Here is a 17,226-nt window from a genome sequence, read left to right on the forward strand (position 1 = left end):
TTTAATTGGTTTCAGTTTTGGTCAAAAATTTAAAGTAATCTATTGGAATAGGTAAGCGATAATGCCGACAAGCGGTTAGTATTATCGGGTTAATTCCATATTTTATAGCACTAAGCTCTTTAAAATAAGGCTCACTATTGCAAACATTCAAAACATCCGCCAAAAATTGCTCAGGATCTTGCTTAATGTTTAAAGTGCTTAAAGAACTACCATGAAGATCTTCATTAGTATAAAATAAATCTTCAGATGTTGAATCAGGATACCATAATTGAAAATTACAATGTTGTATTATTAAGTTTTTGATGTCCTGAATATCTTTATATACGTCTTTTAGATCAAATAAAGAAGCAAATAAAGCAATATAGGGATATAAAATACTGCTGGCTGTTGCTTCTTTTCTGTATTCATCACTCATATTTTTAGGATGTCTGATCAGTTTTTCATAATCTGTGAATATACAAGGGTATGTAAGATGTTGATATAGTTGAAACCCAATGGATTTTGTCATTCCAGATAACCAAGTGTGAATAAATTGTTTTGTGTCAGGTAAACTTACAAGAAAAAGTACCGCTAATGAAATATCAATGGCTTGCTCATCTAAACATGGTGAGTACAATATTTGATTGTTGCTGATAAAAAGAATAATTGCATCTCTATAGTAATGTAGTTTTTGAATTAAATTTTGTCCAAAATCACCATCACGTTCCTCTAAAGATAATTTAGTAAATATAAAACTATTCCAAAAGCCGTATAATGCTAATCTTCCTAATATATCAAATAATTTTAGGTTTATATCTATTGGGCAAATTGATTTTATTGCTTTTGATAACCCATAATATTTATTAACGTGAGGAAGAATTTTTGTATCTAAGAAAGTATTATTGATATTTAAGGTTAACATCCAATAGAACTGAAATAACTCTAAAATACCACTAACTTTCTTATTTTTTTTCTTTATATTGTAATATTTTTTTATTTTATCCCATAGAATAAGTAAAGACTGTTCACTACTTAGACATGCACTTTCTAGATTATTTTCACTTTTAGACCAAGATATTAAAATACCTAAACAAAGATATAACTGCCTGACTGCTTTTAGACATTCATCATCATTTTTGAACTCTTTATTAATTAATAAATGAGTTAGACGAGAAAAATATTGTTGAGAAGATTCGGGTATATCTATCATTGCTAGAGACTTTCTCAAAAGGCTTTGACATTCATTTGGAAGCAATTGCTCTTTTAAGAAGTGCTTTTCAATTAATGAAGATAAAACTTCACCATTCCATTCAGAAAAAGTGATATTTTCTTCTTGATATTTATCTTCGTAGCTTGTTATATCAACCCTAACATCCTCTTGCAAATCACCACCAAAACATAAACAAATTTCAATCTGTTTATCCTTATATTTAGGAGGGAGATGACAACGAATATAAGTCTCGCGAATTTGATCTAGGGAGGGTCTTAAATCATTTTTATTTCCACTATTCCAGTCCTGATTGCTTAAATTTCCTGCTTTAATGGAAAATAAATAGACTTTTGGCTTTTCCTTTCCAATTTTACCGTATGCAGCAACGTCAACGCCATATTGTTTATTCCCTCTTCCTGGCTTGGAAAAAACAGTTAATCCCATTTGAGATAATAGATTTGGGACTAAAACATCAAGTTCATCTCTTTCGTTTAAGGTTTTTAAATATTCTCGAATAATTAATTTCATAAGATATATTCCTTAATTCGAAAGGTAAATAAAAGATATTCTAAATTACTATTATCAACAACACTTTGTAATGGTAATTCGGATGAGTAGCTATATTTATGCATAGGTGTTTTTTGAAGAGCTTTGCTTCCACCATTTATACCACCACAATAATAAAGAGAATTATTTCCATACAAATTTATAACTGTTGGTATTGCTTCTCCAAACAATGGGTTTTTACGAACATTCTCATTTATTTGATCATTTATATCACAACGATATTTATGATATTTCTCTTTTTGGGGCAAACTTGGATTAAGTTCAGAAATAGTTTCTTCAATCTCATTAATTTTTAAAAAATCTTTATATTTTTCTACTAAATTAGAGGTGATTTTTTTTATTTTGGGTGTAAATGATTTTCTATGTTCATCAATGAAATCTTGGAAAGTATTTGGATAGTTAAGAACTACAGTGCTAAAAAGCAAGTTAATAATTTTATTTTTTTCTTTTTTATTTTGAACAATGTCTAATAATGTCAATATAAAACTGATTATTGATGTTGGAGAAAAAAATAACCAACCACAAACTTTCTGAGCAAGGAATAAACAAATGTTTTTTTTGTTCAAATCCAAAAAAAAGGTATCGACAGTTATTGTTTTATCATCTTTATGCCGATGATTAATAATAGCAGAACAATTTCTTTGTAATATATATTCAGATGATAGTAACCATTTTGTGATTAGATAATTAGTAAGCTTTTCTGATTCTGAAATAGAATACAAAGTTGATTCAAAAGATGTTAACAAGAATTTATTGCGATCTTTTATTAACAAATTTTCTAGTAAAAAACATGCTTTGATGACATTAGATTCAAAAAGTTTTTCTATGCTTAGATCAATTTTTGTGAGATACTTCTCTAAATTTAAAAGATTTAGCTTAATGATCTGATCTACAATTTTATTGGTTAAATAGTTGGGAATATTTTTGATATTAAAAATAAGGCCTGCTGTTATTTGTATTACATTATCATCTTGTTTTAACCAAATTTTATCCGCTAAATTAGTTATTATTTTTTCTTTATTTAGGAAATGAATACTTATTATTACAAGCAAATAAAGAATATTACCATGTATTGAACTGTTATCATTTTGATCAATTATCTGTTCTACTTTTTTTAGAATCTGATTAATATCTTTATCTTCAATATTACCAATGAAAGATAATTGGCATAATGTAAACAATAGTTGCTGCTTTATTGAAATATCTATTTTAGGATCTGTAATAATATTTATTAAATTAGTAATTCGATAATCAAAGGTATTTATATCAAATGTGCTTACAGATGTTGAGAGTAAACTACCAAATTCATCCAAATTGGCTAAGACTAAATTAAAAAATTGATCAGCCTTATTTTGATCTTCACTACATAATCGCCGAATAGCCATAGTTTGTTCAATAATTAGTGAGCATTTCATTAATTCAAGAAGATCAATATCTAACTCCATTAATAAACTATCTAACCAAATATTTAAACAATATAACTGATGGTGTTTATTGGTAAAATTGTCTTTATTGTAGTTTAATATAGCATCAATTATATTGATTTCTTTTGAATTATGTAATTCTTTGATGATTAATATCAGTTCTTTTTCAGTAAGGGTGTGTATAGTTAAAAGCTCTGAAATTTTGTTTAATAAATAGTTTTCTTTCTGTGCAACTAAAATTTCATTTTTTATTGAATCCATATTTATCCTTTTAATGATATAAAACAGATAACTTAATGATTATAATACATCAATATGAAATAAAGTTTTACTCTATCATTAAATTATGAGGGATCTAAAATGGAGTATTTTCTAACAATATTTTCGGGAATTGGTGTAACTGTTATCAGTTGGGTGAAAGAATTTTTTTCAAAAAAAAGAAATAAAAAGAATGAATCTCAACTCAAACTAAAACTAGAAAAATCATCTTTAACTGATAGCGTTTCCATTCTAACTGAAAAAGACAAATGAACACAACGATTTCAATATGTCTTGACACTTATGAATTATACTTCGTGTCATGGTGGTTTTACTAAAGCAAAGCTAGCGAAAATAATGAAGCTAGATAAAATTAGTTCACTTGAAAAATATACAACAGGCGAGGAAGAACCATCTTTTAAATTTCTTGAACAATTTTGTGAAAAGTTTGGTATTAATTTCCAATGGATGACAGAAGGGATAAGTGAACCGTTTTATAATGAAAAATATATAAGATTTGACCCAATTGACTATTATGAAGAAATAGAACGCCTTCAACCAGAAAAAATTTATTTTATTCGATGTAATAGTGAAATATCAGAGTTTTTTATTGTTTTAAAGCTTGCCGATTGGAATTATCTGATTTGTCACCGTATTTGGCACTTAAGCGATCATGTTGGCGGTACGGGAAGAGATCAATTAGTAAAATTTTATAAGCTAGTTAATAAGTTAAGAAATAACGGTTTTTATTGTAAATGTTCAGGAAGAACCTTAACCAACGATAAGTTTGATAAATTGTATCTGGGACAAGTGTTTCCGGCCGAAATTATTAATATTAGTCAAACGGATAATCCTTGGTGGGATGATTTTACTGATATAAAACATCATTATCCAATAGCTGAAAGTTATCTTAAGATGTATGGTCAATCATTTATTAATGCACAAAAAATAGTACTTACTGAGTTAAAATATAGATAAAACTATTATATGTTTGATAAATAATTATGGATAGTTTGTAACATAAGTAGTGTTACAAACTATTTTATTTTACCCAAAATCCCCTCTACTTTCTTCGGTGTGATTTCTATTATTTTAGCAATGGTTTTGATATCAACACCTTTATTAAGTAGTGCATTTGCTAATGCTTTGGCTTGTGCAAGTGCTGCTTCTTTTTTTCTTTCTCTGCCTTAATTTTATCGTTAGCGACCGCCAACTTCTCTTTAGCAATCAACTTTTCTTCCTTACGAATGCGTTCAACCACTTGATAAGTAGGGACGTATTTTAGGCTTTGTTCTAACTCGTCCATAAGTTTAGTACTGCAAAAGCTAATATAGGATTTTGGAGTAATGATTAGATGGTCGATTAGGTCGATATTTAAAATACGACCGACTTGAATTAGGCGATCGGTAATATCTTTATCTGTATCCGACGGAATCAGCGATCCTGGCGTATGATTATGAACTAATATCACCCGTGAGAGGTTTTTCATTATCGCAACACGAATTACATTCACCGGCTCAATGTCGGCCGATTTATAACTGCCAAGCGCAATCAGTTCGATATACAGGATGTAACCAGCTTAATTTATGCCAATCATACAAAAATGTTCTTTTTCTTTGTCGAACTGATTATCACGCAATAATACACGTTGCATTAAACTATAGAGATCATCCGTCCCATCAATATAGTGTTTGTCATGCTTGATTAGTTTTATATCCATCTTACCGTCATGTAAAATCATTTAAAATAATATAGCATATTTTTCCTATACTTAGCAGTAGTAAATTAGTCTGGGACATACCTATGATAACTATTTTAAGTTTGCCTGATAGGTTTATCGTAAACTGCAATAAAAATCATTTAGCATTTTAGTTTGGATTATAATTCTACTAATCTTTATTATAATAACGCCTAAAATAACAGTAGATAATTCAATATCACAATCCAATCTAAGGAGTTATACAGTATTAAATAGTTGGGGGATTTTTTGGCTAGTTCGGACAATTAATTATTGCTTCAACACAATCTTACTTAATATTTTTTGTATCCCACCAATAGAATAATGACAGCATAATAAAATTGCCGGGTAGATTATAAAATTAAGGGTTATCATTGATGTGATACCTAACATCCCCATAATAAACTCTAGATTAAAAATCGATTTATAATCATCTTCCATAATTAATATGAAGAAAATTGGTGACATTACGGTAATGATAAGACCTATAGGCACGCCGAAAATCACTAAAGTCATCGGTCGTTTTATTTTATTTAAAAGAAAGATTGAAATCAGAATAAAACAGAAATAACACAAACCATAACATATCAAATAATATAATTCTGGTGGTAAACGATGATGTTTTCTTATAATTATTGAATAACACCATTGGTAACTTAGATAGGCACCGATAAAATTAAATAAAACGATAATTACTAAATTAATTATTTTCACTAACTTGTCCTTTTTTATCTTCAATCTCTTTTACCGCTTCTTCTAAAGAGCCAGGCATATAATAAAGTCCTTGTAGACCATATTCATCTAAAACAGATGAAATGGCATATGCACCATATGGGAAATAAAAAGGAGCAATTGCATAATTACCATTAATCATTCTTTTTTTAATATTCAGCGCTTGATCTTGTGTTAATGTGATTTCTGGTTGAGAAACATAATCAACATTTTGTGCGTGGTATTTTACACATTGTTCTATTGAATAGGATGTGTCCATCATCATAAAAAAATTCTCCTTGTCCTCGATATTGTCGCATACACTTTCTATTAAGATCAAAAATTATGAGTTGATGGCTAGAGTGGATTTTATTTTAAATACAACACTTTAATGCTAAAAAAAGTTACAGCCCGTTTTTGGTTAAAAAGATTTCAGATTTGAAGCTTTTTATCATAAATAGTCATGGTTAATTAATTGATTATCAATGATAATGAATAAAGTATGTCAAAATTAAGGAATAGTTAAAATGGAACGGAGAATAAAACAGAAAATTACTGAATTAGAACAACAATATCATATCCATATTTTATACGCTTGTGAGTCGGGTAGTCGGGCGTGGGGATTTCCCTCGCCAAATAGTGATTATGATGTGCGTTTTATTTACGTTCATCCGTTGGATAAGTATTTAGCTATTGATAATCCTTCATCACATTTAACTTTTCCTGTAGATGATGAATTGGATTTACAAGGTTGGGATCTGAAAAAGACGTTACAGTTAATACGTAAGTCCAACACCACGCCATTTGAATGGCTACAATCTCCAATTATTTATCAACAAAATGAAGTCATTGCGGGACAACTGTGGCAACTGTGTGCCCACTTTTTTAATGCGCGTGGTAATATTTATCACTATTCAGGTATTGCCAAAAGTGCCTTACAAAACCGTGATGGGCAGCAGATTGGCATAAAAAAACTGTTTTATGTGCTAAAACCACTATTGTGTGCTAAATGGTGCCTAGAAAAACGGCAAATTGCGCCCATGTCAATCATTCCGTTATTAACTTTGTTACCGGACAGTTTGCGCCAGCAAATTAATGATATTATTACATTAAAAGCAACCATGGTGGAATCAGCGCCGATTACCATTGCGCCAGAAATCTTATTGTTTATTGAACAATCAATGATTGATATCTCTGAACAAGTTCAATCTATCTGCGAACAACATTTTAATGCAGATAAATTAGATCAATTTTTTAGGCAAACATTAATGACTTTAAAATAGCGTTGAGGGAGACTTAATGACAATTGATGATTTAAAAGCGCAAAATCTTATTTTGTTTGAAGTGATTAGTGGTAGTCGTTCATTCGGATTAGCTACCGAAACATCGGATACGGATATCAAAGGAGTGTTTTATTTACCTAAAGATAAATTTTATGGACTGGAGTATATTCCGCAAATTAGTAATGAAACCAATGATATAGTCTATTATGAATTAGGACGCTTTGTCGAGTTATTACTAAAAAATAATCCGAATATTTTAGAAGTATTGGCTTCTGCACCAGACTGTATTTTATATCAACATCCGATAATGCAGCAGTTAACCCTTGATCTATTTCTATCTCAGCAAACTAAACAAACCTTTGCTCACTATGCCATGTCACAAATTAAAAAAGCCAAAGGATTGAATAAAAAAATTAATAATCCCGTTGAGGTGAAACGTAAAACAGTCCTTGAATTTTGTTATATCATTCAAGGTCAGCATGCTTATCCTCTCACCAATTGGTTAAATGAAAAGCATCTTGATCAACACTTATGTGGTTTAGTGAATGTGCCACATAGTCGAGATTTATATGCACTTTTTTATGATGCATCGGAAGATTGCGGTTATCATGGCATTATTCAGCATGATGATTCGACTGAACTGTGCTTGTCATCGGTGAAAGAAGGTACCCCAGTAAATGCTTACTTAAGTTTTAATCGTGATGGTTTTTCATCGCATTGTCGTGATTATAAGGCTTACTGGCAATGGGTTGCCGAACGTAATGAGCAGCGTTATCGTAGCAATATTGAAAATGGTAATGATTTTGATGCTAAAAATATGATGCATACCATTCGCTTATTACAAGTTGCTCACGAAATAATGACCAAAGGCACTATTACCAATAAATGCGCTAATCGTGATGAACTGCTCGCCATTAAAAATGGTCAATTAAGCTATGATGAGATTATAAATATGGCCGAATCATTACTGGCTGACATTGAAACTGCATCACTAACATCATCATTACCTGAACAACCTGATTCAGCTAAGGTATTACAGATTTTGGTTAACATGCGAGAGTCATTGTATCAATATTAGTCGGTATGATGAGATTAAACAGCGTAATCTTTATTGATTACGCTGTTACAGGCTTTTATTAAAAGCCAATAGTTAAAATCATTAATCTTCGTTCAATAGAAAATACATCGCTTCGTAAGGTTGCAATGTTAATTCCGATTTTAACGTTGTTTCAGTTTGGTAATTACTCAATAACTTTTGCCAAGAACTATTTTCTAATGCTTTAGGTAATTCCCATTTAACCCTATTTTCGGTCAGATTGGCTATCACAAGTAACGTTTGATTATTCCAATGTCTGACATAGCACCAACAATCAGCATTATCAGGCGTTAGATCTTGATAGTCACCGAAAATAAAGATCGGGTATGTTTTGCGTAATTTGATTAAAGTTTGATAGCAATAAAAAATGGAATTAGGATCGTCAAGTGCTGCCTTCACATTGATTTTCGGGTAATTGTTTGCCACCTCAATCCAAGGTTTACCTTGACTAAATCCGGCGTTGGCGGTGTTGTCCCATTGCATTGGTGTTCGGCTATTGTCCCGTGATTTACTGGCAAGAATCGCTAACATATCAGACTCTGACATACCTTCGGCAATTTTTTCTTGATAGATGTTAAGACTTTCCACATCTTTATATTGCGAAATATGGGTAAAATGGGGATTGGTCATCCCAATCTCTTCACCTTGATAAAGATACGGCGTGCCTTGTAGTCCATAAAGAATCATTGCCAGCATTTTGGCCGATTCGCTGTGGTATTGATCTTCATTACCTAAACGTGACACAATGCGAGGTTGATCGTGATTACACCAGAAAATCGCATTCCACGCCTTACCGTGCATACCCACTTGCCAATAGCCAAGTATCTTTTTGAGTTCAAGTAAATCGGGTTTAGCCAGCGTCCATTTTTCCCCATTCGGATAATCAATTTTTAAATGATGAAAATTAAACGTCATGGTCAACTCTTTGCCATCCAATGCTGCATATTTTTGACAGTTTTCAAGCGTAGTGGACGACATTTCACCCACGGTTTTTAAACCATTAGGTTGAAAAACATCTCGACTTAACTCTTGCAAAAATTCGTGTATTTTCGGGCCGTCCGTATAATATCTTCGTCCGTCACCATTCACGTCATCGGGAAAGTCTTGCTGTTTAGAGACCAAATTAATCACATCAAGCCTTAATGCATCAACCCCTTTATCCGCCCAAAATTGACAGACATGTTTAATCTCTTGGCGAACGGTTGGATTTTCCCAATTGAGATCGGCTTGCTGTTTTGCAAACAGGTGTAAATAGTATTGTTTGGATTGCTCATGCCACTGCCAGGCTTTTCCGCCAAATTTTGACCGCCAATTGTTCGGTTCTGAGCCGTCAGCTTTGGCGTCTTTCCAAATATAAAACGATCGAAATGGACTGTTTTTATCTAAGGCGGATTTAAACCAAGGATGCTGTGTTGAAGTATGGTTAAATACCATATCCATCATAATCCGGATATCACGTTCATGCGCCTGCTTCACCAATAATTCAAAGTCATGCATCGTGCCATAAGCCGGATCGATATCATAATAATCTGATACATCATAACCATTATCAACTTGCGGAGAAGGATAAATTGGCGTTAACCAAATCGCACTAATTCCCAGATTTTTGAGATAATCTAATCGACTTATAATGCCTAATAAATCCCCCGTTGAACTCGCACCACTGGCTTGAAAGCTTTTGGGATAGATTTGATAGATAGTACCATTTTGCCACCAAGGGATTTCGTTCGTATTCATTGTTTGCTCTTTATTTTTAATCTGACATGAATTAACCATTCAGTAATCGAATGGTTAACGGTTATTAAATCGTGTTTAGCGAATCTCTAATGTGCCTTTTTTCAATTTCAATTTATAAACAGCTGCTGTTAAAACAATTGGCACAACTATTGCCACCAACATAGCTAAGGCATAAATTCCCCAATAAACGGGTTGAATCGATAAGATGCCTGGTAATCCGCCGACACCAATACCATTTGATAACACACCATATAAACCACAGATTAATCCAGCACTAGCCGCTCCAATCATGGCGCAGAACATTGGGAATTTATAGCGTAAATTGATGCCGTACATAGCTGGTTCAGTTACACCTAGGTAACCTGATATTGCCGCAGGTATGGAAACTTCGCGCTCATTATGTTTTTTACTGATTAGAATGATGCCAACAACGGCTGAGGCTTGAGCAATATTAGATAAGGCAATGATTGGCCAAATCGGTGTACCGCCCATACTTTCTGTCATCTGCATATCGATAGCTAATGTAGTATGGTGAATTCCAGTAATAACCAACGGAGCATAAAAGAATCCAAAAATTGCCGAGCCAATGAAGGCATAATCACCAGTCATTAAATATTTAACCACATAAGCAATACCATTGCCTAACATTCGTCCGATTGGCCCTAAAAGAAAATGTGCAAGGACGACGGCTAATAGTAGTGATACGATTGGGACAATCACTAAAGTAAGGTAATTAGGGACAATTCTACGTAATCGAGTTTCAATCCATCCTAACGCTAGACCGGCAAAAATTGACGGTATAACTTGTGCCTGATAACCAACTTTAGCAATAGTAAACCAACCAAAATCCCACACTTCGGGAACGATTTTCCCTAGATTATAAGCGGTCATCAGTTGTGGGGAAACCAATGTTATCCCTAAAACGATCCCTAACACAGGGGAACCGCCCATTTTTTTGACTGTAGACCAACATATGGCTACCGGTAGAAAATTGAAAATCGCTTCACACGGTAACCAAAGAAAACTATGAATAGGTACCAACCAAGTATAAGTGTCAGTAAGCGGTTTATCGTTGATAGTTGGCATGTCACCAATCACATTACGCAAGCCAAGTAATAAGCCACCAGCAATCAGTGCGGGTAATAATGGGACAAAAATTTCAGCTAAATTTGAGATTAACCGTTCAAACCATGACATATTTTGCTTAGCTGCAGCCTTTGTTTGCTCTTTGTTGGCTTCATCTAAATTTAATTGCTCAATAAGCACTTTGTAATAGCTATCAACATTTGTGCCGATAATGACTTGAAATTGTCCGGCATTACTAAAACAGCCTTTCACAAAAGGCAGCTCTTCAATTGCTTCGATATTGGCTAATTTAGGATCTGCTAAAGCAAATCTGAGCCGAGTTAAACAATGGCTAACACTGGCAACATTATGTTTCCCACCAACAAATTCAATTAACTGCATAATTGATTCTGTTGTGATATTGGAATCTTTAGCCATAGCCGGTCTCCTTTTCTTTTGTACTTGTACATTTTTAATGTGATCAATAATGTGGCTATTTTATGATAGGGTTTTAGCATAAAATGAATTTGAAAACTAATAAATGGGAACGTTCCCTTTTTGTGATTCAATTCACATTTTTATTAAAATTTGGGGGAGATAAGTCTATTTTGACGTGTTAAATAAACAAGATGTCACAGTAATGGTTTTATATTCAACTTTACCTTTTAACATAGCCAGTAATTCTTGCGCAGCATAAGTGCCTGCTTTATCAAACCCTAGCTCTACCACTAAAGTATTAGCAAATAAGAATTGAAGTAGTTCACTATTACCAACACTCGCAACGACAATATGTTTTAACTGATTTTCGGCTAAATATTTGTTTAAACCTAAAGCAATACTGTCTGTCGCACAAATAATAGCGCACGGTGATTTTTTTAACACGGATGCGGCAAGATCATAACCGGAGCGGTAACTCAATTTGCTTAAAGCGGCATTAGGTAAAAGTTGCTGTTTATGGCAAAAATCAAGATAAGCTTGGTAACGTAATGCGCCTGTAGTTTGATCTTGTTGCTCGACACCAATAAAAGCAATGTCTTTAAATTTTTTTTCAAAATATAAATGGTTAAGTAGCTTAATTACTGCACCCGTATCATCATAACAAATACAATTATAGTTAGAAAAAGATCTTGCTATGATGACACATTTGCGTTGCCAAAATGATAATAATGAGTGTTCAAGCCCGTTGAAAGCAAAAATGATTACTCCGTCAGCTTGCTTCTCTTTTAACATGGAAAGATGTTCTGATACCTTTGTAACACAAAATTGGCTTTCAATGATTATCGGGTCATAGCCAGATTGGTAAAAAATAGGTAGCATACTTCGAACAGCTTGATTTTCAGACATTGAATCAAGCCGAGTGACAATAATACCAATCACTTTATTACCATAACCTCGCATTGCTCTAGCTGATTTGGAAGGCGTAAATTGATACTGTTCAATAATGGCATTGACTTTATTACGTGTTGCCTCTTTCACCATAGGATCATGGTTAATTACTCTTGAAACCGTTGATTTGCTTACACCACTAAGTTTAGCAATATCTTTAATGGTTAAATGGCTCAATGACTTGCTCATAATAAATTTACTGAATAAAGATCAATTAAATTATAGTAATATAGTTTTAACAAAATTGCGATATGGTGGCAGGTTGGTTGATATTTAAATATATGCAATATTGCTTATATTTTATTTAAATTCAGTGGTAGAATTAGATTAAAGTTTGACAAGTTCTTGGTAATACAATTTAACTCAATCTGTAACTTTACTAAAAGCCATTAGACATGAAAAAATTACATTTACTTTTGACTTATACTTCCGCTCTGTTTTTGTTGAGTTTATCTGGATATGCCTCTAGTGATGACACGAAGAATACAACCATAACAGAACAATTTAGATTGGCTTTATTATGTCAGTCAAAGCCTTTTGCCATAGAAGATAAAAAGATTATTGCTGAACTTGAAAAACAAAAAATTACTATAAAAAACAAAAAACAAGATAGTATAACTGAAATCGAATACCATTTTGAGCAACCTATCAAAGTCAAGAATGTATGGGTGAATATGATTCGTTATGAAAGCGATAATTTCATCACCTCTTTTTATGCTAAAGCCAAAGGTGATATGCACAAGTTCGCTAAATTGATTGAGGTTAACCCTATATTACGCAGCTGTGAAGAACCTATTTCTTTGAATGATAACGACATATTCCGAAAGGAAATTACTCCTATGACTGACAATAATCTTTACCCAGATACAATCGTTATTGGTCAGGATAAAGACTCAAAACCGGATGAATTTTATTTCATTTGTTCTAAATTTGATGCTAATTAGCCATCATTTTTTGCTTAATGAAAATCATGCTATCAATTTGCTAACATTACTTATGCATAGATAGAAAAAACTTTTTATCACTAAAACCTACTTTTTACCCTGTTTTAATTGATAAGCACTTCCCCACGCTAATATAGCGTCATGCACTTGTTTTAAACTTTGCACGACATCGGTCAATGTGTATTCAACCACAGGTGGAATATATCAATTCATTCTAATGGTATCGAATGCTGGTGTATTTTGCTTATGTAATTTGAGCCAATAAAGACAGTAAACAATCCTTAATTTTCAAGTTTTCTTGTCTTAAATCAATAGTAGAAAAATTTAATTGATGTCCTTGAATTAGGGTATGTTCGTTTATTGATTCATCCACTGTTGGATAAAGTAACATACCTGATGCTGAAAACGATAAAGGGTCGTCATTTTTTTCTTGGCTTCTTACATAAGCATAGAGCTGATATAAATGATCTGTTATAAACGAACGGCTTGATTTTTTAAAAATAGATGTACATTTAGTATCAACAATTAAGCGGTAATTAGCTTTACTATTTTCTAGAATTAGATCAGTTATCATTATGGGCATAAACTTATCAATATTGACTGTTGATTGTTGACATTGCCATGTAAATCTTTTACCAGATGTTATTTGCCAATCATTTGGATTAAGATTGACACGACAAAAACCGATTACTGCTCTTTCAAACAATGATCTCAACCAAACATCTGTTTTTTCTAATTTATTGATAGTTTCTAACCCTAGTAATTCAGTTGGAATTGACAAGCTATGAATTAAATGTGAAACAGAAACTAAAAGATTATCTTGTAGATTGGATCTATTGTAATGATCAATTATTGGATTGTAATGTTTGGATTGCCCTATTTTCAACGCTTTAAAACGATTCGTTATTTTTTTACATTTTTCAATTAAACGGTTATTTGTTAGTTGATTTAATAAAACATAGGCTGCACTATGAATATATTGGTTTTTGGGGGTATTAATCGTTAAATTATCATAAAAACATTGAACTCTACCCTTTTCTAATAATAATTTGCGCGAAGTATTTAGATAGTCAATTTTTCCTCTAACTCTGGTTAAAATTTCCTTTTTAGGTTGGTAGCCGTTGGACAATGAATAACGTAATCGTTTATCAACTGCCTTACAATAAAGTTCGGCAGCTAATTCAACAATTTTTTCAGGATTATCTTCAAATTCAATTTTTTGTTGTGTATCAAGCTCTTTATAATAATCAGAGGCATAGAGTAAAAGTAACCATATGTTCTTAATAGGTATTTTCCCTACAGTAGTATTCACTGATAGTCTTGATTTATTATTCATTTAAATTATTATCTGCAATTGTGATTAATCTTATCGCATCGTTAAGTTTACCTTTTTCATCAAACCAATATTCTTCTAATAAAGGTTTGATTTCAGAATCAATAATATCTCTATACCACATTGATGCATCCGATATTACTTGGTGATGAGTTAAATAACTATGACCAATAGCAAAAGCACTGCCCAACATTCTTTCTTCACTAATAAAGTTATTTAAAGCATTAATACAATTTTTTATTCTTTCTAGTATTTCTATCGGCAGTTTCGTTTTTTCATGCATGTAATTTAACCATTTTTCACCGAAATTAGGTGCTAATGTGAAAAATGCAAAGCGTCGACGTAGTGCAAAATCGACTATAGCTAATGATCTATCAGCTATATTCATCGTACCAATGACATATAAATTATCAGGAATAAATATTCCGTTTTCATGTTCACGACGATAGGTTAATTCTAATGCTTCACTTGGCGTTCGTTTATCCGCTTCAAGTAGTGTTAGCATTTCACCAAAAATTTGAGCCGGATTTCCTCGATTAATTTCCTCAATCACCATGACATATTTAGATTGTGTATCATTGCGTGCTTGATTAATAATTTCCAAAAATGGACCATCTATCAGTGCTAGCTTGCCATCACTGGCAGGTCGAAAACCACGAATAAAATCTTCATAAGACATATTTGGATGAAATTGTATTGCTCGAATATTATTTGAATCTTTATATCCAATCACAATATTAGCTAATCTTTTAGCAAGCCAAGTTTTACCTGTACCAGGAGGGCCTTGTAAAATGATATTTTTTCTCATTTTTAAGCTTGTTAACATTTGTTGTAATTGTTGTTCATCAACAAAACAACCTTCTTGAATTAAATCATTTAAGGTGTAAGGTTGCTTAACTAATAATTGCTCAACGATATCATCATCACTTTCAATAAACTCTTCATTTTGTTCATCAATATTATCACTACGTAATCGATATTTTCCATTTCCCAAAAATTGTAAGAAATCTTTATCTCTTAATCTTTGTAATGTATTGCTGACCGATTCTCCTATTACACTATTATTAGGAAATTCTTCTTCAAGTTGTTCTCGATATTTATTAAGAAACTCTTTACGTTGAAAAACATCAGTTCCATTTTTTTGACAAAGTTCTCTAATTAATTGTAATAATTTAATTTGCCATTGATTATTAGATATTGAACCTTCATCATTCGATTTTCGATTTTTATATTTGCGTAATGCCGTTAGATAGAGTTCAGGCAAAGAATGAATAGGAAAGTAATCTTCGGTAAATCTCACCGCCAAATCATCAAGTAACTTAAGATAATCATTACCATTAAAATGATCTTTAGAGAACTGCTTATCTTTTATCAAACCTAAATCGTCGGTAATGTAACTTTTGGAAAATTTATCTAATACAACATAAGCATTTGGACGAATCCAAAATAAACCATTGGTTAATTGCCATGGAAAATAAAATTGTGACATAATCGAGTCAAATTTTTGTTTAAACTCATCTTGAGAGTTTTCATCAGAATTAGAAAAATTCAATGCAACGGCATAAAAATCCCATAAATTATCAATTTCTTGTTGTTGATTTTCGGAGTTAGTGAAAAACCAAGAAATTTGATTATTAAGTAATGGAATACCCTCAAAAGAGTTAGGAATAGATTCTTCAATTTTAAGAAATTCAGCCCACTTCTTAGCGATTTCTTTCCTTGTCACTTCTTTGATATGTCGATTAAATGTTCCTAATGCGGTAAAAGGACAAATATCCTGTAAACCTTTATCGAGTAAATAGGAGAGATTAAACTCTGTTGCTAGCTGATTAATAAACTTCATTAATGATGAACGTTTACTTTTGTCTTGATAAATTAATAGATTATTGGCTACGGCTTCATAAAAAGGGATCCATTTAAACAATTGGGGATGTGTATTGCGTGCATTCTCATCACCGTAGCGTGATTTCCAATACGGCGCATTCCTAAAATAATCAATATCTTGTGGCTTATCATAAAATGTGAAGTTGATTAGTTGCTCTGAAAGCCAATGATCATCCTTTACTCCCCAAACAGTTGCTATATTTGTGAAGAAATACCATTTTTTAGATAAGTTAGTTTTCTGCCAATCAATTTCTAATAACTTCCCATCATCATGATTATGAGTTACCGTGCCGATAGCCTTTATTTCCATTACCGAAACAGCTAGACCTTTATTATCAAAGGGTAAATTTTTTTTTAAGTTATAAGTGGATTTGATTGCAACCCGATCCCCAACATTAATACTCCGTACAGTATTTAAATGTTTATTATCATAACCATTTTCCCAAATACCTAATTTAACAAAACGTTCTGTTTGGTCTTCACTACCATTAAATTTAGCGCCTAAAAACCAATATGTTCTTATTGATTCCAATGTTTTTTCCTTTCAAATATTAGACAATCTATAGTAAAGTTGAAATTAGAAAAAAGTTTAACTTAAATTTAGATAAAGT

Annotated in this window: 15 protein-coding genes; 5 read left to right on the forward strand and 10 right to left on the reverse strand. The window is 32.1% G+C overall.

The window, feature by feature from the left end; all coding sequences use genetic code 11:
- Position 1 precedes the first annotated feature (1 nt).
- Together J3U42_RS06365 and J3U42_RS06370 are read right to left on the reverse strand one after the other, a co-directional pair.
- Entirely contained in the window at positions 2-1,717 is a 1,716-nt protein-coding gene (locus J3U42_RS06365) for a hypothetical protein (RefSeq protein ID WP_267335989.1), read from the reverse strand.
- Complete coding sequence (locus J3U42_RS06370) at positions 1,714-3,441, reverse strand: hypothetical protein (RefSeq protein ID WP_267335990.1); 1,728 nt, start codon at positions 3,439-3,441, stop codon at positions 1,714-1,716. The genes J3U42_RS06365 and J3U42_RS06370 overlap by 4 nt, the downstream gene beginning before the upstream one ends.
- Before the next feature lie 99 nt (positions 3,442-3,540).
- On the opposite strand from J3U42_RS06370, the gene J3U42_RS06375 reads away from it, so the two are divergent.
- Positions 3,541-3,711, forward strand: a complete 171-nt coding sequence (locus J3U42_RS06375) for a hypothetical protein (protein ID WP_267335991.1) — start codon at positions 3,541-3,543, stop codon at positions 3,709-3,711.
- Between the two features lie 84 nt (positions 3,712-3,795).
- Complete coding sequence (locus J3U42_RS06380) at positions 3,796-4,416, forward strand: hypothetical protein (protein WP_267335992.1); 621 nt, start codon at positions 3,796-3,798, stop codon at positions 4,414-4,416.
- A 160-nt stretch (positions 4,417-4,576) separates the two neighbouring features.
- Here the strand turns inward: J3U42_RS06380 and J3U42_RS06385 are convergent, their stop codons facing one another.
- The 3 genes from J3U42_RS06385 to J3U42_RS06395 form a co-directional block, all read right to left on the reverse strand.
- Positions 4,577-5,008 (reverse strand): JAB domain-containing protein, encoded by a 432-nt coding sequence (locus J3U42_RS06385; protein WP_324169863.1) that lies wholly within the window; start codon positions 5,006-5,008, stop codon positions 4,577-4,579.
- 9 nt (positions 5,009-5,017) lie between these two features.
- Positions 5,018-5,158 carry a hypothetical protein gene (locus tag J3U42_RS06390; protein ID WP_267335993.1) on the reverse strand — a complete coding sequence of 47 codons (141 nt, stop codon included), beginning with the start codon at positions 5,156-5,158 and terminating at the stop codon, positions 5,018-5,020.
- 718 nt (positions 5,159-5,876) lie between these two features.
- Positions 5,877-6,173: a hypothetical protein gene (locus tag J3U42_RS06395; protein ID WP_267335994.1), complete on the reverse strand. Its 297-nt coding sequence runs from the start codon at positions 6,171-6,173 to the stop codon at positions 5,877-5,879.
- A 241-nt stretch (positions 6,174-6,414) separates the two neighbouring features.
- Between J3U42_RS06395 and J3U42_RS06400 the strand changes: the two genes are divergently transcribed.
- Entirely contained in the window at positions 6,415-7,170 is a 756-nt protein-coding gene (locus J3U42_RS06400) for a nucleotidyltransferase domain-containing protein (protein WP_267335995.1), read from the forward strand.
- Between the two features lie 16 nt (positions 7,171-7,186).
- Positions 7,187-8,248, forward strand: coding sequence for a DNA polymerase beta superfamily protein (locus J3U42_RS06405; protein ID WP_267335996.1), 1,062 nt, complete (start codon positions 7,187-7,189; stop codon positions 8,246-8,248).
- An 81-nt stretch (positions 8,249-8,329) separates the two neighbouring features.
- Here the strand turns inward: J3U42_RS06405 and treC are convergent, their stop codons facing one another.
- From treC to treR, 3 genes are all read right to left on the reverse strand, one after another.
- On the reverse strand, positions 8,330-10,003 hold the full coding sequence (gene treC, locus J3U42_RS06410; protein WP_267335997.1) for an alpha,alpha-phosphotrehalase: 1,674 nt from the start codon (positions 10,001-10,003) through the stop codon (positions 8,330-8,332).
- Positions 10,004-10,078: 75 nt separating this feature from the next.
- Positions 10,079-11,506, reverse strand: coding sequence for a PTS trehalose transporter subunit IIBC (gene treB / locus J3U42_RS06415; RefSeq protein WP_267335998.1), 1,428 nt, complete (start codon positions 11,504-11,506; stop codon positions 10,079-10,081).
- A gap of 165 nt (positions 11,507-11,671) precedes the next feature.
- Positions 11,672-12,643, reverse strand: a complete 972-nt coding sequence (gene treR, locus J3U42_RS06420; RefSeq protein ID WP_220218370.1) for a trehalose operon repressor TreR — start codon at positions 12,641-12,643, stop codon at positions 11,672-11,674.
- Positions 12,644-12,849: 206 nt separating this feature from the next.
- On the opposite strand from treR, the gene J3U42_RS06425 reads away from it, so the two are divergent.
- The gene (locus J3U42_RS06425; RefSeq protein WP_267335999.1) at positions 12,850-13,398 is read left to right on the forward strand and encodes a hypothetical protein; all 549 of its coding nucleotides are present in this window, start codon (positions 12,850-12,852) and stop codon (positions 13,396-13,398) included.
- A gap of 244 nt (positions 13,399-13,642) precedes the next feature.
- Here J3U42_RS06425 and J3U42_RS06430 read toward each other — a convergent pair whose 3' ends face one another.
- Positions 13,643-14,734 (reverse strand): 5-methylcytosine restriction system specificity protein McrC, encoded by a 1,092-nt coding sequence (locus tag J3U42_RS06430; RefSeq protein ID WP_267336000.1) that lies wholly within the window; start codon positions 14,732-14,734, stop codon positions 13,643-13,645.
- Positions 14,727-17,147, reverse strand: a complete 2,421-nt coding sequence (locus J3U42_RS06435) for an McrB family protein (protein WP_267336001.1) — start codon at positions 17,145-17,147, stop codon at positions 14,727-14,729. The genes J3U42_RS06430 and J3U42_RS06435 overlap by 8 nt, the downstream gene beginning before the upstream one ends.
- Positions 17,148-17,226: the final 79 nt, after the last annotated feature.

The sequence above is a fragment of the Gilliamella sp. B2923 genome, from assembly GCF_026536565.1.
In the GTDB taxonomy this organism is placed as follows: Bacteria; Pseudomonadota; Gammaproteobacteria; order Enterobacterales; family Orbaceae; genus Gilliamella.